Raw genomic sequence first — 22,386 nt, 5'->3', positions numbered from 1 at the left:
GGCAACGCTGGTAGCGGCTTCCCGCGGCGGTGCTACAGGAACCGGAACGGCTCCGTGTCGATCTGCGACGGCATCGTTTCCGTCGCGTAGCCGCGCCGCTGCAGCTCCTGACGGAGCCAGTCTGCCAGGCGCGGCTTCATGAGCTTCTCGATGTTGTGGCCGGGATCGATGATCGCGAGCCCGGCCGCCAGCGCGTCGTGCGCGGTATGGTAATCGACATCGCCGGTGACCAGCACGTCGGCGCCCGCGAAGGACGCGTGGCGGATATAACGCGAGCCCGAGCCGCCCAGCACCGCTACCTTGCGGATCGGCCGCTCCGGATCGCCGACGAGGCGCAGCATCGGCACTTCGAAGGCGGCTTTCGCCTTCGCCGCGAGCTCGCCCAGCTTCACCGGCTCCGGCAGCTTGCCGACCCTCCCGAGCCCGAAGACGCGGCCCTTCAGCTCAACGGCGTAGAGATCGTACGCGACCTCTTCGTACGGATGCGCCTTCAGCATCGCCTGCACGACTTTGCGGTGCGCGCTGTGCGGCACGATCGTCTCGATCCGGACCTCCTTGACGCGCTCCAGCCGACCGGCTTCGCCGATGAACGGCTGCGTGCCTTCGCCCGGCTTGAACGTGCCGACGCCGTCGATGTTGAAGCTGCAGTGGCTGTAGCCGCCGATCTGGCCGGCGCCGGCGTTCCAGACCGCCTGCAGCACCTGCTCGTGATGCGTCTCCGGTACGAAGACGACGAGCTTGTACAGCTTGTCCGTGTGGACGTCCTCCAGCGCCGAGCGCCCCTCCGCGGGCACGCCGAGCATGTCGGCCATCCAATCGTTGATGCCGCCGTCCGCGACGTCCAAATTCGTATGCGCGATATAGACCGCGATATCATGCTTGATCAGCTTCTCGTACAGCTTGCCCGCGGGCGTCGATGTGTCGAGCTTGGCCAGCGGCCGGTAAATGATCGCGTGGTGCGCGACGATCAGCTCGGCGCCGGCCGCGATCGCTTCGTCGACGACCTCCGGCGTAACGTCGAGCGCCACGAGCACCTTCGTCACTTCCTTCTGCAGCGTGCCGAGCTGCAGGCCGATCTTGTCGTTCTCCATGGCGATATGCTTCGGCGCCAGCTGCTCTACGAGCTGGACGACGGTTTGACCGTTTGCAAACAAGACAGCACCTCCTCGATCGCTTCCATTTCTTCGCGCAGCTGCGCTTCCTTGCCGCGCGATTCCGCGAGCTCGGACTGCTCGAGCTGCGCGCGGATCCGCTTCAGCTTGCCGTGTTCCTGCCGCCACTTCTCCGGCAGGAGCTCCGCCCGCTGGCGCAGCAGGTACGGGCCCATGCGGAACAGCCAGCAGCGCTTTCGCTCCGCGTCCATATCGGCCGGCAGGAAGGCGGGATCGTACACCTCCGCGTTCGTGACGTCCGTCGGGCTGTCCGCTTCGCGAAGCGCGCGCAGCACCTCGTACAGCTTCCCGTCCTCTTCCAGCAGCCACTCGCCCTGCAGCACGTAGCCATGCTCGAAGAGCCACCGGCGGACGAGCTCCTCGCCGACGTTCGGCTGCAGCACCAGCTCGCGGACGCCTTCCAGCTTGCCGGCTAGACGGCCCGTCTCCAAAATTTCCGCCATCAGGCTGCCGCCCATTCCCGCGATGGTGACGGTATCGGCTTCGCCGGGCTCGAGAACGGCCAGCCCGTTCCCTTTTCGCGCCGCGACGGCCTTCGCCAGTCCGGCTTCGGCGATCTGGCGCTTCGCCGCCTGCAGCGGCCCGTCGTTCAGTTCCCCCGCGATCGCCGAAGGGCATTTCCCGGTTTGCACCAGGTAGACCGGCAGCAGCGCGTGGTCGGAGCCGATATCGGCGGCGCGCGCGCCCGCGGTCACGCGGTCCGCGATCGTTTGTAATCGTTTCGACAGCTTTATCATGTTAGGCAACCCACGCAATCCATTGTTTTCGAAGCGAGAAGAGCAAGGCCCCTCCCGCGATGATTTTAACGATCAGCTGCAGCTGAATCCCGCCCGCCTCGTCCGCGAACAGCGCGGCGTACAGCTCCGGCATGAACCAGGCGAGCGCGCCGGCCGCGAACAGCATCGAGGCCGCCGGCTTCGTCCACCGCTGCACGAACCAGCTGAACCAGCCGAACACGAACGACAGCGGCACCCAGTACAGCTGGATCTCGTACCACGCCGGCGCGTCCGTCTTGTTGGCCAGCAGCCAGGCATAGACGAGGAAGGACGCCAGCCAGCCGCACAGATGCAGCAGCGGGATGCGGGCGCCGATGCCGAACGCGACCCAGACGAGCGCGCAGACCGACAGGAGCCCGGCTTTCCAGCCCCAAGCTTGCAGTTCGTGCAGCTGCAGCATGTACAGGCCAGCGCCTAGCATGAGCAGCATGCCGGCGCCGATTAGGCCCATGCCGGCGGACTCGCTCCGCCTCCGGTACTTTTGACCCAGAAGCAGTAGGGTATAAACGCCCGTCAAGCTGACCGCTATTTGCAATACCGGATGAAAAACGTTAAAATAAAGAACAATAAAACAAATCAAGGAAAATATTCCAAATGTAAGCAGCCATTGTTTCGCCGATGCTTCCTTGACGACGATCGCCGCTCTGCCCGCGAACGAGGCCGGCTTCCGGGACTCTCCTTCTTCCAGATACAGATTAAGCAGAAAGTCGCAATACTGCTCGGGCAGCAATTTGGTCCGCTGCCAATGCTCGATCTCTTTGACAATCGTTTTACGTCGTTCCTGATCCATGGCAGTCCTGTCGTCCCTCGCTTAACGTCAAGTTGGCCTTCATCGAAGCAGCGGCGATCCCGTCCGTTTCTTCAAAAAAGACCTTGCTGCACGAAGCAGTAAGGTCCCGGAATGATTATTCGAGAAAATCTTTCAACCGTTTGCTGCGGGACGGATGCCGCAGCTTGCGCAGCGCCTTCGCTTCGATCTGGCGAATCCGTTCGCGCGTGACGCCGAACACTTTGCCCACTTCCTCCAGCGTCCGTGTACGGCCGTCGTCCAGGCCGAAACGAAGCCTCAGCACGTTCTCCTCGCGCTCCGTGAGCGTATCGAGCACGTCCTCCAGCTGTTCCTTCAGCAGCTCGTACGCGGCGGCGTCCGCCGGCGCGAGCGCCTCCTGGTCCTCGATGAAATCCCCCAAGTGCGAGTCGTCTTCTTCCCCGATCGGCGTTTCGAGCGACACCGGCTCCTGCGCGATTTTCATGATTTCCCGGACTTTCTCCGTGCTCAGATCCATTTCGGCCGCGATTTCTTCCGGACTCGGCTCGCGACCCAGCTCTTGCAGCAGCTGACGGGATACGCGAACGAGCTTGTTGATCGTTTCCACCATATGAACCGGAATCCGGATCGTGCGCGCCTGGTCCGCGATCGCGCGGGTGATCGCTTGTCTGATCCACCAAGTGGCGTACGTGCTGAATTTGTACCCCTTCGTATGGTCGAACTTCTCGACGGCTTTGATCAAGCCCATGTTGCCTTCTTGAATCAAATCCAAGAACAGCATGCCGCGTCCGACGTAGCGCTTGGCGATGCTGACGACGAGCCGGAGGTTCGCTTCGGCCAGTCTGCGCTTCGCTTCTTCGTCGCCGTGCTCGATGCGCTTGGCGAGTTCGACTTCGTCGTCCGCCGACAGCAGCGGGACGCGGCCGATTTCCTTCAAGTACATCCGGACGGGATCGTTTATTTTAATGCCGGGCGGGAGCGCCAAGTCATCGTCGAAGTTGAAATCGTCCTGATCCCGTTCCTGATCTTCCCTGCCGCCGATCGGAAGATCTTCGTCGTTCTCGTTCACCACTTCGATGCCGATATCGTCAAGCTGCTCGAAAAACTCGTCGATTTGTTCCGGATCCTGATCGAACGGCGAGAGCTTCTCCATAATTTCTTTGTAGGTTAAGGAGGATCTCTTCTTCCCGTGTTCAATCAGCTGTTCCTTGACGAGTTCCAGCTTTTGTTCCGTATCCAGTTCAGTATGTTGATCATTCGCCATATTCCGACTCCCTCCTCCCTAGAAACGATCATCCTACCGACCTTTAAGCTGTCTCTCTAGGGCTATAATCTCACTTGCAATTTGTGCCGCTTTCAGCATATCGCCGGACCGCTCCGCCCGAACCATGGCTTCTTTTTTCTCTTCGACTTCCCGTAGTTTAGGCACCTTGACGATTTCGTTGACGTAATCGTCGAGCAGCTGCTCGTCGAAGGGCATGTCGTCGTCCATCATCAAGATCGAAGCGGCCGTCCGTTCCAGACGGTCATCCTGAAGCGATGCAATAAACCGGCTAACATCCGGATCATGGCCTTGCGCATAATAAGCATATAAATAAGCAGCAAGCGCTGCGTGATCCTCCACGTGGAACGCTTCCCCGAGCTTCCGATGCACCGCGCCGGCCGTATCCGCGCTTTGCAGCATTTGCGCAAGCAGCTTGCGCTCGGCTACCTGGTATGCGGGCAGCACCGGCGGCGCCGAGGACTTCCGGCGGTTTTCACGGTTTTCATTCCTACCATTATTCCACGAATTGTCGTTATTATCCCTTTGCGGTTTCATTTTTTGAAGCTGCTGCCGTTCGTTAAAACAGTCCTGCTTCAGCGATTCCAGGGACATATCGAACTCCCGGGACAGCTCCTTCAGGTAAAATTCCCGCTCTGTCGGCGAATCCAGCACGGCGATGATGCGTACGGCTTCAAGCAAGTAATTTTTCTGTCCCTCTTCTTCTAGGAGTATATGGTTTTTCTTTGCATATAATAATTTAAATTTTGTGGCGGACACCGGATGTTCGATAATTTCGCGCATGAAGGCGTTCGCGCCGTTCGCTTCGATGAACTCGTCCGGGTCCATGCCCTTCGGCAGCATGGCCACCTGCACCTTCAGTCCGGCCTTCTCCAGGATCGGAATCGACTTCAGCGCCGCGGCTTGTCCCGCATTGTCTCCGTCATAGCAGATCACCGCTTCGTCCGCGTTGCGCTGCAGCACCGCCGCATGCTCCTCCGTCAGGGACGTCCCCATCGAAGCCACGCCGTTCTGAACGCCGGCGCTCCACGCCTTCACGATGTCCATGTACCCCTCAAACAAAACGACGCGCCGGTTCTTGCGCATCGCCGCCCTGGCATGATGAAAATTGTACAAATTCCGGCTCTTGTTGAAGAGCATCGTCTCGGGGGAATTCAAATACTTCGGCTGACCCTCGCCGAGCATCCGTCCCGCAAGCGCGATCGGCTTGCCGTCCCGATTCCAGATGGGAAACATGATCCGGTCCCGGAAACGGTCGATGTATCCGCTCCTGTCCTGCTTGCCGATGAGCAGCCCGCCCTTCTCCATCAAAGCCGGGTCGAATTCCCGCTTCTCCAGAAAGCGCGCGAGCGTATCCCATTCCGGCGGCGCGTAGCCGATCGAAAACTGATCGATCTGCTTGTCGGTGACGCCGCGCGAACGCAAGTATTGCAAGGCCGGTTGCCCGTGCGTCGTGTTCATAAGCAAATAATGATACAATTTCACCGCCAGCTCATGGGCTTGAACCAGCTTGTCGCGTTCTCCGTTCCCTTCGTCGCCGCGCTGACCTTCCGGCGCGCCGCCCCACGCGATCGGGATTCCGGCTTCTTCCGCCATGACGCGAACGGCCTCGGGAAACGAATATTCTTCGATTTCCTCGATGAACTTAATCGCGTTGCCGCCCTTGCCGCAGCCGTAGCAGTAGAAAATCCCTTTCTCGGGGGTGACCGTGAACGACGGCGTCTTCTCCGAATGGAACGGGCAAAGCCCCTTCATGTATTTCCCGTGCTTCGAGAGGTGAACGTACTTCGCTACCGTTTCGACGATATCGTGGTGCTTGAGCACCGCTTCGATAACGGAATCCGGTATTTTCCCGTAAGCCATACTCTTTCACCTTCATCCTGAATAACAAGTAATACTATTCGCTACGGTTCACCATTCTCCTGCCGAGATTCCAAAACTTTTGTCAGCTTTTGCTGAAAGCGGTACCGATCCTCGTCCGTCATCGCTTTCGGCCCTTTCGTCCTTGCGCCTCCCCGCCGCCGTTTGGCAAGCGCGTGCCTGCGTTCCATCAAATAATCGATGTTGCGGTCGTCGTACCGCTCGCCCCGCGGGGAAAGGGCGATCGCGCCCCGGGCAAGCGCGATCGTGGCCAGCCCGAAATCCTGCGTCACGACGATGTCGCCGCGCCGCACGCGGTTCGCGATGTACAAATCCACTGACTGGTCGCTGCGGTCGACCTGCATGATCTCGACCCCGGCCTCCTGCTGAAGCCGGTGGTCGTGCGAAGCGACCATCAGCACCGCCACGCCGCGCGCCCGGGCCGCTTCGACAATTTCCCGCTTCACCGGACACGCATCGGCATCGACTACGATCGTTGGCTCCGCCGTCAACTTAGCACCACCGTATCTTCATGTGTAACTTCCGTACTATTATATACGGCAAATAACCAAAAAATCCTGCTTTCCCGCGCTCAAACGGATTCGATGTGCTCGAGGATCAGGCTGGCCGTCTCTTCGACCGCCTTGTGGGACACGTCGATGACGAGACAACCGATTTTCTCCATGACCGAGGCGGCATACTGCAGCTCGAACTCGATTCGGTCCGCCTTCGCGTACGACGCGCTGTCCGGCAGGCCGAGCGCCTTGAGCCGTTCCTTGCGGATCCCGTTCAGATAATGCACGTCGATGGTGAGGCCGACGACCTTCTCCTTGGGAATTTGGAACAGCTCCGGCGGCGGTCCGACTTCCGGAATAAGCGGCACGTTCGCGACCTTGAACTGCTTGTGCGCCAAGTACATCGACAACGGCGTCTTGGACGTCCGCGACACTCCGACGAGCACGATGTCCGCTTTCAGAATGCCCGTCGTGTCGCGCATGTCGTCGTACTTGACGGCGAACTCGACGGCATCGACCTTGCGGAAATAGTTCTCGTCCAGCACGTGGTTCAGTCCCGGCTCCTGGCGCGCCTTGCGGTCCGTCTTCTGCTCCAGGCTTTGGATGAGCGAGCCCAGCAGGTCGATGGCCGTCACGCCGTGCTTCTCCGCCAGCCGGAGCATCGCTTCCCGCAAGCCCGGAAGCACGAGGGTGTACAGCATGATCGCGCCGTGCTGCTTCGCCTGCGCGACGTAACGCTCGAGCGAGGCTTCGTCGTGCACGAACGGAACCCGGCGGATTTCCGTATGAATGGGATGAAATTGGGCTACCGCAGCCCTGACGACAAGCTCGCCGGTATCGCCGGCGGAATCGGAAACGACGTAAATGATCACTTCAGGCTGTGTATCGGCTGCCATTTCAATCCCCTCTCCAAAGATAGTCGGGTTACTAATACGCGGTTCCGCGCCTAAAGTTGCGCTTTGCTTTCGGCTTTGTTCGAAGGCGCGTTTGCTTCCCTATATAAAGCTGCGGTTCGCTCCGCGAACCCTTACCATACCAGTTTCGAAAAATCCGCCACTTGGGTGACGCTGCCCGCGATCGAAGCCAGCGTCGCCAGGCGGTTCGCCCGTACCGCTTCGTCCTCGGCCATGACCATGACGCGGTCGAAGTACGCATTGATCGGGTCCTTCAAGGCGGACAGCTTCACGATCGCGGCGTCGGCTTCGCCTTGCGAGACGAGTGACGCGATCTCGTCGCGCACCGACGTCCAGGCGCCGTACAGCTCGCCTTCCACCGCTTCCGCGAACAAGGCCGGCTTGACGTCGCCGGACGTAGCTTTCGCCGCCAGGTTGCAGACGCGGTTCAGCGCGTCCACGACGGTTTTGAATTCCTCGCGGCGCTCGCCGGCCGCGGCAGCCGTCAGCGCAGCGGCGCGATCGACCGTCTGGCGCAGGTCGTTGTAACCGACGGCCATGACGGCGTCGATGACGTCGTAGCGCACGCTCTGCTCCGTGAGCACGTTCTTCACGCGCAGGGCGAAGAATTCGTAGAGGTCCTTGCGCACGTCGGCGGCGTCGCGCTTCATGCCGCGGGCGGCGTGCACCTCGAGCGACAGGTCGAACAGCGTGCCGAGCGGCAGCTTCAAGCCGTGCGACAAGACGATCTGCACGATGCCCGCCGCTTGGCGGCGAAGCGCGTACGGATCCTGGGAGCCCGTCGGAATGATGCCGATGGAGAAGCAGCCGACGATCGTGTCGATTTTGTCCGCGAGGCTGACGATGGCTCCCGCGACGGAAGCCGGCGCCCGGTCTCCGGCGAAGCGCGGCTGGTAATGCTCGTTGATCGCCCGCGCCACGGCTTCCCGCTCGCCGGCTTTGCGCGCGTAGTCCTCTCCCATGATGCCCTGCAGCTCGGGGAACTCATACACCATTTGCGTCACGAGGTCGAACTTGCAGATCGCCGCCGCGCGCGCGGCATCGGCCGCGTCCTGCGCGCCCAGCGCAAGCGCGGCCGCCAGCTTGCCCGTCGTCTCCACGATTCGGCGGACCTTGTCGGCAACCGTGCCGAGCTCCTCGTGATAGACGATCGTCTCCAGCTTGGCCAGCGCGTCGCCGATGGCGAGCTTCTGATCCTCGGCGTAGAAGAACTTCGCATCGGACAGCCGCGCGCGCAGCACCTTCTCGTTGCCTTTCGCCACGTTCTCGATGGACGTCCGGTCGCCGTTGCGCACCGTCACGAAGTAAGGCAGCAGCTTTCCGTTGCCGTCCAGTACCGGAAAATACCGCTGATGCTCGCGCATCGACGTGATGAGCACGTCCTGCGGAATGTTCAGGAACGATTCGTCGAACGAGCCGAACAGCGCGTTCGGGTACTCGACGAGGAAGACGACTTCTTCCAACAGATCTTCCTTGACGGCGATATGCCAGCCCTTCTCGGCCGACAGCGCGTCGATCTGCGCCACGATCAGCGCTTCGCGCTCGGCCGCGTCGGCGATGACGTGCTGCTCCTTCAAGCGCGCGACGTAGTCGGCCGGGGACGGAATATCGGTTTCCGCGCCGAGGAAGCGATGGCCGCGCGTCGTTCGGCCGCTGCGCACCGCCGTGATTTCGAGCGGCACGACTTCGTCGCCGAACAAGGCGACCAGCCATTTGATCGGGCGCACGAAGCGCAAGTCGTAGCTGCCCCAGCGCATGTTTTTCGGGAAGGACATCGACGTGATCAGCGACGTCAGCCCTTCCGGCAGCACGTCGGCCGTCGCCGTGCCGATGCTGCTCTTGTTCGCGTAGACGTATTCGACCCCGCCGACTTCCTTGAAGAAGAAGTCCTTCGGATCGACGCCCTGGCTGCGGGCGAAGCCGAGCGCGGCCTTGCTCCATTCGCCGTTCTCGCCTCCCGCGATTTTGCGGGACGGCCCCTTCACTTCCTCATGGACGTCGGCCTGCTTCTCCTCGACGGCGCGAACGAGCACCGCGATGCGGCGCGGCGTGCCGTACGCTTCGATTTCGCCGTGCGCGATGCGGCTCGATTCCAGCCATTTGGCGGTCTTTTCTTTCAATTGGTTCATGGCGCCGCGCACGAAGCGGGCCGGCACCTCTTCGAGTCCGATTTCCAGCAGCAAATCCTTAGCCATTGTCGTTCGCTCCTTTCTTGAGCATCGGGAAGCCGAGACGCTCGCGCTCTTCCAAATACGTCGCCGCGCACGCGCGCGCCAGGTTGCGAACGCGCATGATGTAGCCCGTCCGCTCCGTGACGCTGATCGCGCCGCGCGCATCCAGCAAGTTGAACGTGTGCGAACATTTCAGCACGTAGTCGTAGGCCGGGAAGACGAGCTTATGCTCCATCGTTTTCTTCGCTTCTTCCTCGTACATGTTGAACAGCGAGAACAGCATCGCCGTGTCCGACGTTTCGAACGTGTATTTCGAATGCTCGTATTCCGGCTGCAGGAAAACGTCGCCATACGTTACGCCGTCCACCCATTCCAGATCGAACACGTTTTCCTTCTCCTGAATGTAGGAGGCAAGACGTTCCATGCCGTACGTGATTTCTACGGCCACGGGATTCGCATCGATGCCGCCGACCTGCTGAAAGTACGTAAACTGCGTGATTTCCATGCCGTTCAGCCACACTTCCCAGCCCAGTCCCCAGGCGCCGAGCGTCGGCGATTCCCAGTTGTCTTCCACGAACCGGATGTCGTGATGCAGCGGATCGACGCCGAGCCGCTTCAGGCTTTCCAAGTACAGCTCCTGGATGTTGTCCGGCGACGGCTTCAGAATGACCTGAAACTGATGATGCTGGTACAGCCGGTTCGGATTCTCCCCGTAGCGGCCGTCCGCCGGACGGCGGGAAGGCTCGACGTACGCGACGTTCCACGGCTCGGGGCCGATGGAACGCAGGAACGTCATCGGATTCATGGTGCCGGCGCCTTTCTCCGTATCGTACGGCTGGACAAGAATGCAATTTTGTTCCGCCCAGAACTGCTGCAGCGTCAAAATCATGGTCTGAAAATTCATGCGCTTCTTCTCTCCTTCATTCATAGTGAACGTCAAAAAAAGCTTCCGTCTCTACGTCTGAGCTACAGACGTAGGGACGAAAGCTTGCGCTTCCGCGGTTCCACCCTACTTGGCTCTCCGTCCGCGCGTCCTTGCGACGGCGGCGACAGCCCGCTTTTCGATACGGTAAACTCCGGAGCGCCCTTCGCCGCGCAGGTCCGTCCGGGCTTCCACTGTCCCCGGCTCGCTTCGATCGGACGGCATACCGACTACTTTCTCCATCATCGTTTGTACACATAATAACCTATCTTATCAATTCCAGGTCACCGTGTCAATCGCAGCCAAAAAGCCGTTCAAATCGAATACTTATCCATTTGGTCCAGAAACGCGCGCGACTTCAGCGGAAGGCCGATATGCGTATCCATCAGAAGCCGCATCGCCTTCTTCAGCTCCTGCTTCGTCTCGTCCTTGAGCTGCACGTTGCCGAGCCGCCGAAGATCCATGCCCTGGTAGACGCGCAGCAGCTTGAGCGCGCTTTCGCTAAGCGGCAGCGCCTGCGGGTCCTTGTAGGCGCAGCGGCCGCACAGAATGCCGCCGCTTCTCGCGGTCAGCGCCATCGGCCCCGCCGCGTTGCCGCACGACGCGCAGGCGGAGAAATCCGGCCCGTACCCGGCCGCCTGCAAAATTTTCATCTCGAACAGCTGCGTGGTCACCAGCGGATCCTTGCCTTCGGCGAGCGAGCCGAGGCAGGCTTTCAGCTGCTCGAACATGAACGCGCCGGCGTCTTCCTCCTGCAGCGCGCGGTCTACCAGCTCCGCCGCGTAGGAGGCATAGGCCGCCAAATCCAGCTGCTCACGCAAAACATGGTGAGATTCGATAATCTCACCATGCGTCAACGTTCCCAGGCCGCTGCTGCGAAAAAATAGATACTCCCCGTGCGTGAACAGCTGCGAAAGGGAGCCGTGGCGGCTTTTCAGTTTCTTCGCGCCGCGGACGACGACGCCGGCTTTGCCGTTCGTGTTCGTCAGCAGCGTGACGATTTTGTTGCCTTCCCCGTAATCGGTGCTTCGGATGACGATCCCTTCGACCCGGTACTGCATGAGCCTCTCCCCCAACAAACTCCGTGTACGGCTAAGTGGCGCCGTCGCTTTCGGCCGCGGGCTCCCCTTCCTCATCGTCGGAAACGGACTCTGCAGGCGCGTGGCGCTCCATCTCCCGGTACAGCAAGAAAGCTTCCACATCCCCGGTCAGCGTAAAATACTTCCACGAAAAAGTTCGCATTCGTATTCATCCTTTCCGCGCTCAGAAATGTTGCTCACGGATTAGGATGCGATGATCGAAGAGCCCTTATCCCAGCCAAATTATTGCTTATCCGGCAGCGCGGCCGGCGTCCATCGCGTCAATCGTTGCGGAAGCCGAGGTCCTTCAGAACCCGGTCCTGGTTGCGCCAATCTTTCTTCACCTTGACCCACAGCTCCAGAAACACGCGGGAGCCGAGCAGCGTCTCGATGTCGCGCCGCGCTTCCTTGCCGACCTGCTTCAGCAAGGCGCCCTGCTTGCCGATGACGATGCCCTTTTGCGAATCGCGCTCGACGAAGATCACCGCGCCGATGTAGACGACGCCGTTGTCCTGCACGCGCATGTCTTCGATGGCGACGGCGATGGAATGCGGCACTTCTTCCCGGGTGAGATGCAGAATCTTCTCGCGGACGAGCTCGGCGCAGACGAACTGCTCCGGGTGGTCCGTCACCTGATCCGCCGGGTAATATTGCGGGCCTTCCGGCAAATAATCGCCGAGCACCTTCAGCAGCGTGTTGACGTTGTTGCCCTGCAGCGCGGAGATCGGAATGACCTCGGCGAAATCGTACAGCTCTTTATATTGGACGATGAGCGGCAGCAGCGCGTCCGGCTCGATCTTGTCGATTTTGTTCATGACGAGGAACACCGGCGTGTTGACCTTCTTCAGCGCTTCGATGATGAAGCGGTCGCCGCCGCCCAGTCCTTCGGAGACGTCGATCAGGAAGAGCGCCGCATCCACTTCCCCGAGCGTGCCGATGGCCGACTTCACCATGAAATCGCCCAGCTTCGAGGTCGGCTTGTGGATGCCCGGCGTATCGAGGAACACGATCTGCGAACGGTCCGTCGTGTACACGCCGTGGATTTTGTTGCGCGTCGTCTGCGGCTTGTCCGACATGATCGCGATTTTCTGGCCGATGACTTCGTTGATCAGCGTCGACTTGCCGACGTTCGGCCGTCCGACGATCGCGACGAAGCCGGAGCGGTATTTTTCTTTGGATCCTTTGGACCCGGTCGTAGTCGTATTCATAGGTGGTCTAATGTCCCCTTCCAGGCATTACGCTATCGTTAAACTTCTTCCAGCTGCTTCGACGAGAACGCGCCGGGCAGCAGCTCTTCCACGGTCATTATGTTCCAGTCGCCCTTCGTATTGCCCATGACGACGGGCATGTCGGGCGCGCATAGCTCCACGAGCACCTGGCGGCAAACGCCGCAAGGCGTGATCGGCAAATCGGTGTCGCCGACGACGGCGATCGCCTTGAAGCTCTTCGCCGCGCGGCCGTCGGCGATCGCCCGGAAGAGCGCGGTCCGTTCGGCGCAGTTCGTCGGGCTGTACGCCGCGTTCTCGACGTTGCAGCCGAGATGGACGGCGCCCTCCGCATCGAGCAGCGCCGCTCCGACTTGAAAATGCGAATACGGCACGTATGCCTTCCCCTTCGCTTCGATCGCTTGCTCCATCAGCTGCCGGTATGGCTCCGGCAGCGGTTGTTTGGTGGTTTCGGACATGGCGGTCCTTCCTTTCTCTTCTTAAGGCACGATATGCGGTCCGAACACGATCAGGCCGACGATGACGGCCATGACCGCCGCCACGAGCACCGCGCCCGCGGCCGCGTCCTTGGCGGCCTTCGCGAGCGGATGCGGGCCCGGACTAGCCAGGTCGACGACGTGCTCGACGGCCGTGTTCAGCAGTTCCGCCCCCAGCACCATGCCCTGCGCGATGACGATCGCCAGCCATTCCGTCCGCGACAGTCCCGCGAGCCAGCCGGCGGCATTGACCGCGACGACCGCGACGAGATGAAGGCGCATGTTCGCTTCCGTGCGAACGGAAGCGCGGACGCCGGCCCACGCGAAGGCGACGCTGCGGAGGAACCGCCGCATCTTAGCGGGTCAGGCCGGCCTGCCGCAGCACCGCTTCCTGCTTCCGGGTCATGACGGCTTCGCTCTCCTCGTCCTGATGGTCGTAGCCGGTCAGGTGCAGGAACCCGTGCACGAACAGAAAGCCCAGCTCCCGTTCCAGCGAATGGCCGTACTCCTCGCTCTGCAGCTTGGCGCGTTCCGCGGAAATGATGATGTCGCCGAGCATGCCGTCGTACGGGATCGGGTCGCTCTCGTCGTCCACTTCGTAAATGATGTCCAGTTCTTCGTCCGTTTCTTCCTGCATCGCGAAGGACAAAACGTCCGTCGGACGATCGATGTTGCGGTAATCCTTGTTCAATTGGTGGATTTCCGCATCGTCGACGAACGAAAGGGTCACTTCGCCTTCCGTAATGCCCTCCGCTTCGCCCGCCAGCCGCAGCAGCCGCTCCAGCACACCGACGAACGCTTCGGAAATCACCACCTTGTCTTGATCGTTGCTCCAGTCCAACTGCAAACTCATGCCAGCCGCTCCTTTGGTTTCGCGTCTTCCGGATATTCGATGCGCGAATGAAAAATGCCCACGATGGTTTCTTTCAACGTTTGCGCGATTTTCTCCAGCTCTTTCAGCGTCAGGTCGCATTCGTTGAATTGATCGTCGTCGAGGCGTCCTTTGATGATTTTGTGTATCATCGATTCCACCTGCTCCATGGTCGGGCTGCGCATGCTGCGCACGGCCGCCTCGACGCTGTCGGCGATGCCGACGATGGCGGCTTCCTTCGATTGGGCTTTCGGGCCCGGATAGCGGAAGTCCTCCTCGGCGAAATCGGGCTCGACGCCCGCTTCTTCCGCCAATTTGAGCGCCTTGTGGTAGAAGAATTTCAGAAACGTCGTGCCGTGATGCTGCTCCGCGATATCGCGGATCGGCTTCGGCAGCTTGTGGCTCTTCAGCATTTCCACGCCGTCGCGCGCATGCGCGATGATGATCGATTTGCTGAGCTTCGGATCGATCGAATCGTGCGGATTTTCATAGTTTGTCTGATTCTCGATAAAATAACTGGGCCGCTTCGTTTTCCCGATATCGTGATAGAACGAGCCGACGCGGCACAAGAGGCCGTTGGCGCCGATCGCTTCCGCCGCGGCTTCGGACAGGTTGCCCACCATGACGCTGTGATGATACGTGCCCGGCGTTTCCGTCAGCAGCTTGCGCAGCAGCGGATGGTTCGGATTCGACAGTTCGACCAGCTTCAGCGCCGACAAAATGCCGAACGTCACTTCGAAGAACGGCATGAGGCCGACCACGAGAATCGCCGTCAGCAGCCCGCTCGCGAACGCGAAAGCCACGGTCATGATCAAATCGGTCTTGGCCGGCAGCTCGCCGAGCAGAATGATCGCGAGCGCCGAAGCCGACCCGAACAGGCTGGCCATGATGCCGGCCTTGAGAATCGTCGACCGCTGGCTCGCCCGGTGAATGGCGAAGATGGCCGCGAACGAGACGACCGCCGTCGTGAAGCCGTAATTGAAATCGAAGATCCGACCGGATTCCGAATTGAAAATAATGCTGCCCATGATGGCGAACACGAACGAGCTCACGACCGCCAGCTGCACGTCGAGCAGCAGCACGATCAGCATCGCGCCCATCGCCGTCGGCGCCAAATAGCCGACGTACGGCATCGTCGACGTCTGGGTCAGCTCCACGATATGCATCGCCAGGACGTTGAGCAAGTAGATGAGCAGCAGCATGCACAGCTGCGCGTTGGTGTACCCCGTCCGCGTGCCGCCGCTCAAATTCGACGCCTTCTCCAGATAGCCGTAGATGACGATCAGAAACAGCGTCGAGAACAGCAGCAGGCCGAGCTGCGGCCAATAGTTTTTCTTCGTCTGCAGCAGGCCGAACGAAGAGAGCCGGTCGTACATTTCCTTGTTGATGACGTCGCCCTTGTGGACGAGCACGTCGCCCTGCTTGATGACGACCGGCGGCGTGTTCTCCTTGGCCGCCACGCGGGCGTCGTTCGTCGCCTGTTTGTCGAGGAATTTGTTCGGCATGATCGCGTACCGCGCCAGCTCCTGCACGATCTCCCGCGACTTGCGCTCGCTGAGCGAGCTGGCGTTGACGAGCTCCGCCACCTTCGTGCGGGCCGTTTCCGCCTCCCGCAGCGAGTCGCCCATCAGCTTGTGGACGATCGATACCGCCACGACCTGCATTTCGTTTAATTGCGTCGGCGTCAGCTGCGGCAGTTTATAAAACGTCTCTTCCGGGATGCGGTACGCCTGTTCCTTGACGACGCTCGCCATCTCATCCAGCAGCGAGTCGTTATACGTGCCGTTCCCTTTGTTGGACCGGACGAACTGATCGACGTAGTCGATGTACATTTGCGGAATTTCGCTTCGGTAGATCGCCACTTTGTTCTCGAGCGAGACTTGATCGTCCTGGTTTAGCTGTTCCATCCGCGCGAAGACCTGCTCCAGCAGCGTCTCGTTGCGGAGCGCGACGATGGAATAGATCGATTCCACCTGCTCGGCCGCCTGCTCCTGCGCCTGCAGCGTCGCCTTCTCGTCCTTGATCTCCATCGGCGCTTCGATATCGCGGTCGCTCGCCTTGTTCAGTTCGATATGATACGTCTTCGGAAGCAGATGCGGCGCCAGACTGAAATAAAAAAGCAGCACGAAGAGCAGCAGCAGCAGCCAGCGAACGGCGCCGCTGTTCCTCCACCCGCTCCAATCGAACGTCTTCGCTTCCTCCTGACCGGTCTGCTGGTTCTCCATCGTTGCTATCCTCCTAGAGCGTGCATCCCCCAAAATCCCCCGAACGTCGCGGGACCTCCAGGGACTTCGTCCCTTGGACCCTGCTAAACGATACGCGCATGCGATGCGGTCTCCAAGGAGCGTTTCGCCTGCGCGCGTCCCCTGCCCGCGGCGGATGCCGGCTTCGCCGTCCCCGCAAGCGCGAAAAGGCTTGCCGTCCGGCGGCTTGAAGAGATTTTATACCTTCCGGCCGCCCGAACACAAGCCCATTAAACGAATTTCATTTTTCGGCGAAACCCGCCCCGCGCGCCCGCTTCCCCGGGCGTTTCCGTTCGGCTTCGGCAACATGCGTATACGATTCGTCCGGACGCGCCGTTTTGCGGGCGGCGTCCGCGCGCGAAGCCGAACGGGCCGGACCGCCGAAAAAAGAACGAGCAAAGCGCGTGCGAACGCTTTGCCGTTCATGCCGTATGTTTATTCGTCCCGGTTCTCCGCGTCCAAATTGTAAGCGGTAATGATTTTTTGCACCAGCGAATGCCGGACCACGTCCTGCTCGCCGAAGACGATGAAGCCGATTTCCGGGATGTCGCGGAGAATCCGCTGCGCCTCTATGAGGCCGGAGCGCTTGCCCCGCGGCAGGTCGATCTGGGTAACGTCGCCGGTGATGACCATCTTGGAGCCGAAGCCGAGCCGCGTCAGAAACATCTTCATTTGCTCCGGCGTCGTGTTCTGCGCCTCGTCCAGGATGATGAACGAATCCTCGAGCGTCCGTCCGCGCATGTAGGCGAGCGGCGCGACTTCGATCAGGCCGCGTTCGAACGCTTTCGTCGTCTGATCCGGGCCCAGCACGTCGTGCAGCGCGTCGTAGAGCGGCCGCAGGTACGGATCGACCTTCTCCTGCAGATCGCCCGGCAGGAAGCCGAGATTCTCGCCCGCTTCCACGGCGGGGCGGGTCAGAACGATCCGCTTGACCGCGCCTTCCTTGAGCGCCGCGACGGCCAGCACGACGGCCAGATACGTTTTGCCCGTCCCGGCCGGGCCGATGCCGAAGACGACGTCCATTTTCTTGATCGTTTTGACGTACGTCCGCTGGCCGATCGTCTTGACGCGAATCGGCTTGCCGCGGAACGTCGTCGTGATTTCCGCCTTGAACAGGTCGAGCAGCTGGTCGGCCTGCAGCGTGCGGGACAGGTCGAGCGCGTACGCGATATCCCGCTCCGAGGGCGAATAGCCGCCTCTGACGAGCTGCTGCAGCACCGTGTAGAACTGCTCGAGCGATTCGACTTCGTCCGCCGGGCCGGAGATCGCGATCTCCGCCTCGCGCGACATGATGTCGGAGGACGACTGCTGCTGCACGAGCCGCAAATATTTATCCTGCGGGCCGAACAATGCCAGCCCTTCCGCGGCGTTCGCGAGCGGAATTTTGACTACTTTGAATTCATTCGGCAAACATACTCAGTCCCCTTGCATTTGAACTAACGGTCTCTCTTTCACGATCGACTGGTCCACCTCGAAAAACACTTTCAAATAAACTTTACCATTGTCCGTCTTTTCATGCAAAATGTTTTCCGCGAGCACCTGCGCGCCGGGCCCGACTTTGGCCAGCAAATCGGCCTTCGCCTGCTCGATGCCCTCCGCTTTGGCTTCCTCGACGCTGACCGTCTGCTGCTGCATCTTGACTTCCAAAATCGTTTCCTTCATCCGCCCGAACGGCAGCTTCAGCGTCCGCCACGCCGCCCGTTCCTCTTCCGTCACGCGCTCGTACATGGCGAACGGGATTTTGCCGAAGCCGCTCACCTGAAGCCCCCGGCCGCCCGCGACGCCGTACCAGATCACTTTCTTGTTGCCCGTGTATACTTTCGTCGTCCGCGTAAGCGGCGATACGATGTCGTATTCGTGCCAGACGATCCCTTTTACCTCGCCCTTCGCCACGACCGCCTTGCCGTTCGCCGCGTCGCCGAGAAGGCCCGAGATCAGAACGTCGCCCTGCTTGACCTTCATGTTCGGCCGGACCACCGGATTGCCGGACTCCGCCATGACCTTCGTGACGACCGCGTCCGTGGAGGCGACGAGATGGCGGGGATTGAGCAGAACCTTCGGTTCCGGCGTCGCCGATTCCACGATCCGGATCGTCACGTGCGTGCCCCGTTTCTCCACGCCGATCCACGCCGCCCCGGGCAGCTTCTGCGCGAGATGGCGCGACAGGACCGACGAGTCCTCCAGCCGGAACGACCATTGGAACGGGTACAGTCCCTCCGCCTTGGCCGCCTGCAGGATCTGCTCCTCGGACAGCTTGTCGTTGCCCTGCACGTCGATCGACCAGACGAGCGAGGAGAGCAAGTACATCCCGACGAAGAACAGGACGAGCCCCGCCGCAAAAAAAACGCGCTTCCGCATCCGCTGCAGCCAAAACGGCATGCCGAGCCGCTCCCGGACATGCACCCGGCAGCCTGTCCGCTTCAGCAGCGGCCGCAAGCGGAAAAAGTCGCCCAAGACGACGTAGCCCAACAGCTCGCCTTCCTTCGTGCGGCGAATGGACCACAGCCGCAGTCCATCCGCGAGCGCTTCGTTCACGAGCCGCTCCGTCTCCTGGCCGCGTATGGTGACCGCGACGTAGCCCCGCAGCCATTGCATCCATGTCGCATCCATTTGTACGCCCCCTTATTCTCGGACCTCGATATTTTTGATGATGCCTTCCACGAACACTTCTTCCGTCCAAATGGTACGAATGACCAGGTCGCTCCCGGTCACCTCGAGTTCGCCTTTGCTCAGGGCCAGTCGCAGCTTGTCGCTGGAGAAATGCAGGACGCCGCGATGGTTCTCAATATACAGCTGCCGATCGCCGATCATCGTGAGACGGGGCAAATCCATAACGACGTCCTGCGGCAGGTCCAGCAAATCGGCAGCCATTTTTCGAAGTTTGCGGTTGATGCGGCGCATCCTGGCAGAGGCCCCCCTTCCCGTACTGTACCAAACTATGCGGGATGAGTCGGAAATATGAGAACGGCGAAGCCTCTCGCGAGCCGGCCCCGCAAATAAAAAAGCACCCGTTCCGAAAGGAACGGATGCTTGCGGCGAACGCCGGTTACTTCTGCTTGAGCGGCCGCTTCGATCTGGGCGGGCCGAGCACCTCGGACATGACGAACGCCTGCCGCAGGTCTTGGCCGCGCGGCGCGCGGAACGTCGCGCCGTCCGGCTGCGGCCGAGCGGACGCCGGAAGCGGCGAGCCCGCGGACGGCTTCGGCCGCGCCTCGGCGGCCCGCTCCGCTTCGAGCGCGCGTCCCAGCAGCGTTTCGCCGGTCAGCTCGGCGCCGACGTTTTCCTCGCTTGCGGTGCCGCCAGAGGGCTTCAGGTGCGACGTATACACCGAGCCGCCCAGAGGGCCGGACGTTTCCGGCGGCGCGACGAAAGGCCGGCCGGTATCCGGCTGCGCCTGCTGCGGAACCGGGCGGGCGTGCGGCCGCTGCGGCTGCGCCGGCCGGTCGGCTTGCGGCCGGGCTTGCGGCCGTCCGGCCGGTCCGCCGCCGAACGGCGGCATCCGGTTGCCGCCGGGGTTTTGCTTGCCGCGCGCCTTGTTCAGCAGCGAAAGCAGGATCCCCGCGATGATGATGACCACGTAAATATTCGAGAACAGCAGCTTCAGCAGCTCTTCCATGCGGTTACCTCCCCGTCCGGATCAAGCCGCGAAAGGCTGGCGGCCATTACCGCTCATCCTTCTCGGTCCCGTCTTTGCCGATCGAATTCCGCATGCTCGTATCGGCTTCGATGTTTTTGAAGTTCATGTAATCCAGCACGCCGATTTTGCCGGACTTGAGCGCCTCGGACATGGCGAGCGGCACTTGGGACTCCGCTTCCACGACGAGCGCGCGCATCTCGACGACGCGGGCTTTCATCTCCTGCTCCTGCGCGACGGCCATGGCGCGGCGTTCTTCCGCCTTCGCCTGGGCGATCCGTTTGTCGGCTTCCGCCTGCTCCGTCTGCAGATGGGCGCCGATGTTTTTGCCGACGTCGACGTCCGCGATGTCGATGGACAGAATTTCGAACGCCGTTCCGGCATCGAGCCCCTTGCCGAGCACCGTACGGGAAATGAGATCCGGGTTTTCAAGCACGTCCTTGTGCGACTCGGATGAACCCACCGTCGTGACGATGCCTTCGCCGACGCGGGCAATGATCGTTTCTTCGCCGGCGCCGCCGACGAGCCGGTCGATGTTCGCGCGCACGGTGACGCGGGCTTTGACCTTCACTTCGATGCCGTTCTTGGCGACCGCCGCGACGATCGGCGTCTCGATGACGCGCGGGTTGACGCTCATCTGCACGGCCTGCAGCACGTCGCGGCCCGCGAGATCGATCGCGGCGGCGCGTTCGAATTCCAGTTCGATGTTGGCGCGCTGCGCCGCGATCAAGGAGTTGACGACCCGGTCGACGTTGCCGCCGGCCAGAAAATGGCTTTCCAGCTGATTGATCGTGAGGCCGAGCCCGGCCTTGGTCGCCTTGATCAGCGGATTGACGATGCGGCTCGGGACGACGCGGCGCAGCCGCATGGCGACGAGCGTGATGATGCCGACGCGGACGCCGGACGCGAGCGCGGAGATCCACAGCATGATCGGGAAGAAGCTCAAAAATACGGAAATGGCGATTACGGCAAGCACGACGATGATAATGATTGTCACGGTAGGATCAAGCGTCACTGAAATCCCTCCAAATTATTCGTTCTCGTCTTTCGGCCTTACGACGACGCGGGTGCCCTCGACTTTGACGACCACCACGTCCGAATGCGGCGCGACGAACTCGCCGGACGTCACCACGTCGACGCGCTCGTCGCCGAAGCGCGCCGTGCCGGCCGGCCGCAGCGGCGTCAGGGCGATGCCGTGCCGGCCGAGATAGTCCGCCTTGTTCGCCGAGGAGCGGTACCCCTTGTCGGTCGTCAGCTGATCGCGCAGGATGAATTTGTTCCAGACGCCTTTATGCGCGAAGCGCTTCGCGACGAAGTAGACGATGACGGCCGCGGCGACGAGCGCGACGACGAGCGACAGCAGCGCGGACTTCGGATTCGGCGCGGCCAGCAGCACCCCCGCGACGAGCGCGGACGAGCCGAGAATGCCGAGAATGCCGAAACTCGGCAGGAAGAACTCCGAGACGAGCAGCAAGAGTCCCGCGATGAACAGCGCGACGTCCTCGAAGCCGGCGAACCCCGTTACGTAGTGGCCGAAGAAATAAAGCACGAACGCCAGCGTGCCGATGACCCCGGGCGCCCCGAAGCCGGGCACCATGAATTCGATGGCGATGCCGGCGATGCCGATGATCAGCAGGATCGTCATGACGGCGGGATGCGTCAGAAAATCGCCGATCTTCTCCACCGCGCTCGCTTCGTAACGGACCACGTTCGGCTGATCCAGCTTCAAGCCGTCGATCGCCGCTTGTTCCGTGTCCGCCGTAAATTCGGCATAGCCGGCCTTGACCGCTTCCTGGGCGGTCAGCGTCAGCACTTCGCCCTTCGCCTTCGTGCGCCCGAGCTCCTTCAGCTCGACCGTCAGCGACGGATTGACCATGGCCGCGGCGATGTCGGGATTGCGCCCGTTCAGTTCCGCCGCGGATTTCATCGTCTCCGTCCAGAACGACACCGTCTTCGGATTGTCGACGAGCGTTCCGGTTTCGTCCACGACGGCCGCCGCGCCGATCGTGCTGCCCGGCTGCATGACGATCTGCTTCGCGTTCAGCGCGATGTACGTGCCGGCCGACACGGCCTTGCCCTGCACGAACGCGGTCGTAGGCACCTTGCTCTCGCGGATCAGCTCCCCGATGTCGAGCGCGCTGTCGACCCGCCCGCCGAGCGTGTTGAGCACGAGCAGCACCCGGCTCGCTTTCGCTTCCTCGGCTTCCTCGTAAGCCCGTTTCAAATGCTGGTACAGCCCGGATTCCACCGACCGGTCCGCGTCGACGACGTAAACCGTCGAGCCGACGGAATCGCCGGCGGCCGCGGCTTTCGCCGGCACGGCGGACGTTCCCGCGAGCGCGAATCCGAGCAGCACGGCGACGGGCAGCAGCCACCTGAAGTTCCAACGCTGGACTTGCCGCACATTAGCCCCTCCTTTGTACGCCTAACGAACGACGCAACCTACTCCTCTAGTACGGACGCGGCCCCGACATGT

At 61.4% G+C, this 22,386-nt stretch carries 22 protein-coding genes; all 22 read right to left on the bottom strand.

Translation table 11 applies throughout. The features are described 5' to 3' along the window. Positions 1-32: 32 nt before the first annotated feature. Positions 33-1,154 (bottom strand): Nif3-like dinuclear metal center hexameric protein, encoded by a 1,122-nt coding sequence (locus I8J29_RS06510; RefSeq protein WP_208846866.1) that lies wholly within the window; start codon positions 1,152-1,154, stop codon positions 33-35. Beyond that, positions 1,118-1,909, bottom strand: a complete 792-nt coding sequence (locus I8J29_RS06505) for a tRNA (adenine(22)-N(1))-methyltransferase (RefSeq protein ID WP_208846865.1) — start codon at positions 1,907-1,909, stop codon at positions 1,118-1,120. Before I8J29_RS06505 ends, I8J29_RS06510 begins: the two co-directional genes overlap by 37 nt. A 1-nt stretch (position 1,910) precedes the next feature. Further along, positions 1,911-2,738 carry a hypothetical protein gene (locus tag I8J29_RS06500; protein WP_208846864.1) on the bottom strand — a complete coding sequence of 276 codons (828 nt, stop codon included), beginning with the start codon at positions 2,736-2,738 and terminating at the stop codon, positions 1,911-1,913. A gap of 115 nt (positions 2,739-2,853) precedes the next feature. Further along, positions 2,854-3,981, bottom strand: a complete 1,128-nt coding sequence (rpoD, locus tag I8J29_RS06495; RefSeq protein ID WP_208846863.1) for an RNA polymerase sigma factor RpoD — start codon at positions 3,979-3,981, stop codon at positions 2,854-2,856. A 33-nt stretch (positions 3,982-4,014) separates the two neighbouring features. Next, positions 4,015-5,862, bottom strand: a complete 1,848-nt coding sequence (dnaG, locus tag I8J29_RS06490) for a DNA primase (RefSeq protein WP_208846862.1) — start codon at positions 5,860-5,862, stop codon at positions 4,015-4,017. A 41-nt stretch (positions 5,863-5,903) separates the two neighbouring features. Beyond that, positions 5,904-6,371: a YaiI/YqxD family protein gene (locus I8J29_RS06485; protein ID WP_208846861.1), complete on the bottom strand. Its 468-nt coding sequence runs from the start codon at positions 6,369-6,371 to the stop codon at positions 5,904-5,906. A gap of 80 nt (positions 6,372-6,451) precedes the next feature. Continuing rightward, complete coding sequence (locus tag I8J29_RS06480; RefSeq protein ID WP_208846860.1) at positions 6,452-7,270, bottom strand: pyruvate, water dikinase regulatory protein; 819 nt, start codon at positions 7,268-7,270, stop codon at positions 6,452-6,454. A 131-nt stretch (positions 7,271-7,401) separates the two neighbouring features. Further along, positions 7,402-9,483: a glycine--tRNA ligase subunit beta gene (gene glyS, locus I8J29_RS06475; protein WP_208846859.1), complete on the bottom strand. Its 2,082-nt coding sequence runs from the start codon at positions 9,481-9,483 to the stop codon at positions 7,402-7,404. Then, complete coding sequence (gene glyQ, locus I8J29_RS06470; RefSeq protein ID WP_208846858.1) at positions 9,476-10,363, bottom strand: glycine--tRNA ligase subunit alpha; 888 nt, start codon at positions 10,361-10,363, stop codon at positions 9,476-9,478. The genes glyS and glyQ overlap by 8 nt, the downstream gene beginning before the upstream one ends. A gap of 332 nt (positions 10,364-10,695) precedes the next feature. Continuing rightward, positions 10,696-11,442 (bottom strand): DNA repair protein RecO, encoded by a 747-nt coding sequence (gene recO, locus I8J29_RS06465; protein ID WP_208846857.1) that lies wholly within the window; start codon positions 11,440-11,442, stop codon positions 10,696-10,698. A gap of 31 nt (positions 11,443-11,473) precedes the next feature. After that, positions 11,474-11,623, bottom strand: coding sequence for a YqzL family protein (locus I8J29_RS06460; protein WP_090638456.1), 150 nt, complete (start codon positions 11,621-11,623; stop codon positions 11,474-11,476). A gap of 118 nt (positions 11,624-11,741) precedes the next feature. Continuing rightward, a complete protein-coding gene (gene era, locus I8J29_RS06455) occupies positions 11,742-12,668 on the bottom strand; it encodes a GTPase Era (RefSeq protein WP_208846856.1) in 927 nt (308 codons plus the stop codon). Between the two features lie 38 nt (positions 12,669-12,706). Further along, the gene (gene cdd / locus I8J29_RS06450) at positions 12,707-13,144 is read right to left on the bottom strand and encodes a cytidine deaminase (protein WP_208846855.1); all 438 of its coding nucleotides are present in this window, start codon (positions 13,142-13,144) and stop codon (positions 12,707-12,709) included. A gap of 21 nt (positions 13,145-13,165) precedes the next feature. After that, on the bottom strand, positions 13,166-13,516 hold the full coding sequence (locus I8J29_RS06445; protein WP_208846854.1) for a diacylglycerol kinase family protein: 351 nt from the start codon (positions 13,514-13,516) through the stop codon (positions 13,166-13,168). A 1-nt stretch (position 13,517) separates the two neighbouring features. Then, positions 13,518-14,015: an rRNA maturation RNase YbeY gene (gene ybeY / locus I8J29_RS06440; protein WP_208846853.1), complete on the bottom strand. Its 498-nt coding sequence runs from the start codon at positions 14,013-14,015 to the stop codon at positions 13,518-13,520. After that, entirely contained in the window at positions 14,012-16,258 is a 2,247-nt protein-coding gene (locus I8J29_RS06435) for an HD family phosphohydrolase (RefSeq protein ID WP_208846852.1), read from the bottom strand. The genes ybeY and I8J29_RS06435 overlap by 4 nt, the downstream gene beginning before the upstream one ends. Positions 16,259-16,711: 453 nt before the next feature. Continuing rightward, entirely contained in the window at positions 16,712-17,686 is a 975-nt protein-coding gene (locus tag I8J29_RS06430; RefSeq protein WP_208846851.1) for a PhoH family protein, read from the bottom strand. A 6-nt stretch (positions 17,687-17,692) separates the two neighbouring features. Further along, positions 17,693-18,886: a sporulation protein YqfD gene (gene yqfD / locus I8J29_RS06425; protein ID WP_208846850.1), complete on the bottom strand. Its 1,194-nt coding sequence runs from the start codon at positions 18,884-18,886 to the stop codon at positions 17,693-17,695. Between the two features lie 12 nt (positions 18,887-18,898). Continuing rightward, on the bottom strand, positions 18,899-19,177 hold the full coding sequence (yqfC, locus tag I8J29_RS06420) for a sporulation protein YqfC (RefSeq protein ID WP_090638477.1): 279 nt from the start codon (positions 19,175-19,177) through the stop codon (positions 18,899-18,901). A 145-nt stretch (positions 19,178-19,322) separates the two neighbouring features. Beyond that, entirely contained in the window at positions 19,323-19,892 is a 570-nt protein-coding gene (locus tag I8J29_RS06415) for a single stranded DNA-binding domain-containing protein (protein ID WP_208846849.1), read from the bottom strand. 46 nt (positions 19,893-19,938) lie between these two features. Next, complete coding sequence (gene floA / locus I8J29_RS06410; protein ID WP_090638482.1) at positions 19,939-20,925, bottom strand: flotillin-like protein FloA; 987 nt, start codon at positions 20,923-20,925, stop codon at positions 19,939-19,941. 15 nt (positions 20,926-20,940) lie between these two features. Next, on the bottom strand, positions 20,941-22,314 hold the full coding sequence (locus I8J29_RS06405) for an NfeD family protein (RefSeq protein ID WP_208846848.1): 1,374 nt from the start codon (positions 22,312-22,314) through the stop codon (positions 20,941-20,943). Positions 22,315-22,386 lie beyond the last annotated feature (72 nt).

This window comes from Paenibacillus artemisiicola (genome assembly GCF_017652985.1).
Lineage (GTDB): Bacteria > Bacillota > Bacilli > Paenibacillales > Paenibacillaceae > Paenibacillus_Z > Paenibacillus_Z artemisiicola.
Note: the sequence above shows the minus strand (reverse complement) of the source record. Positions and strands in the feature narration are given on the sequence as shown.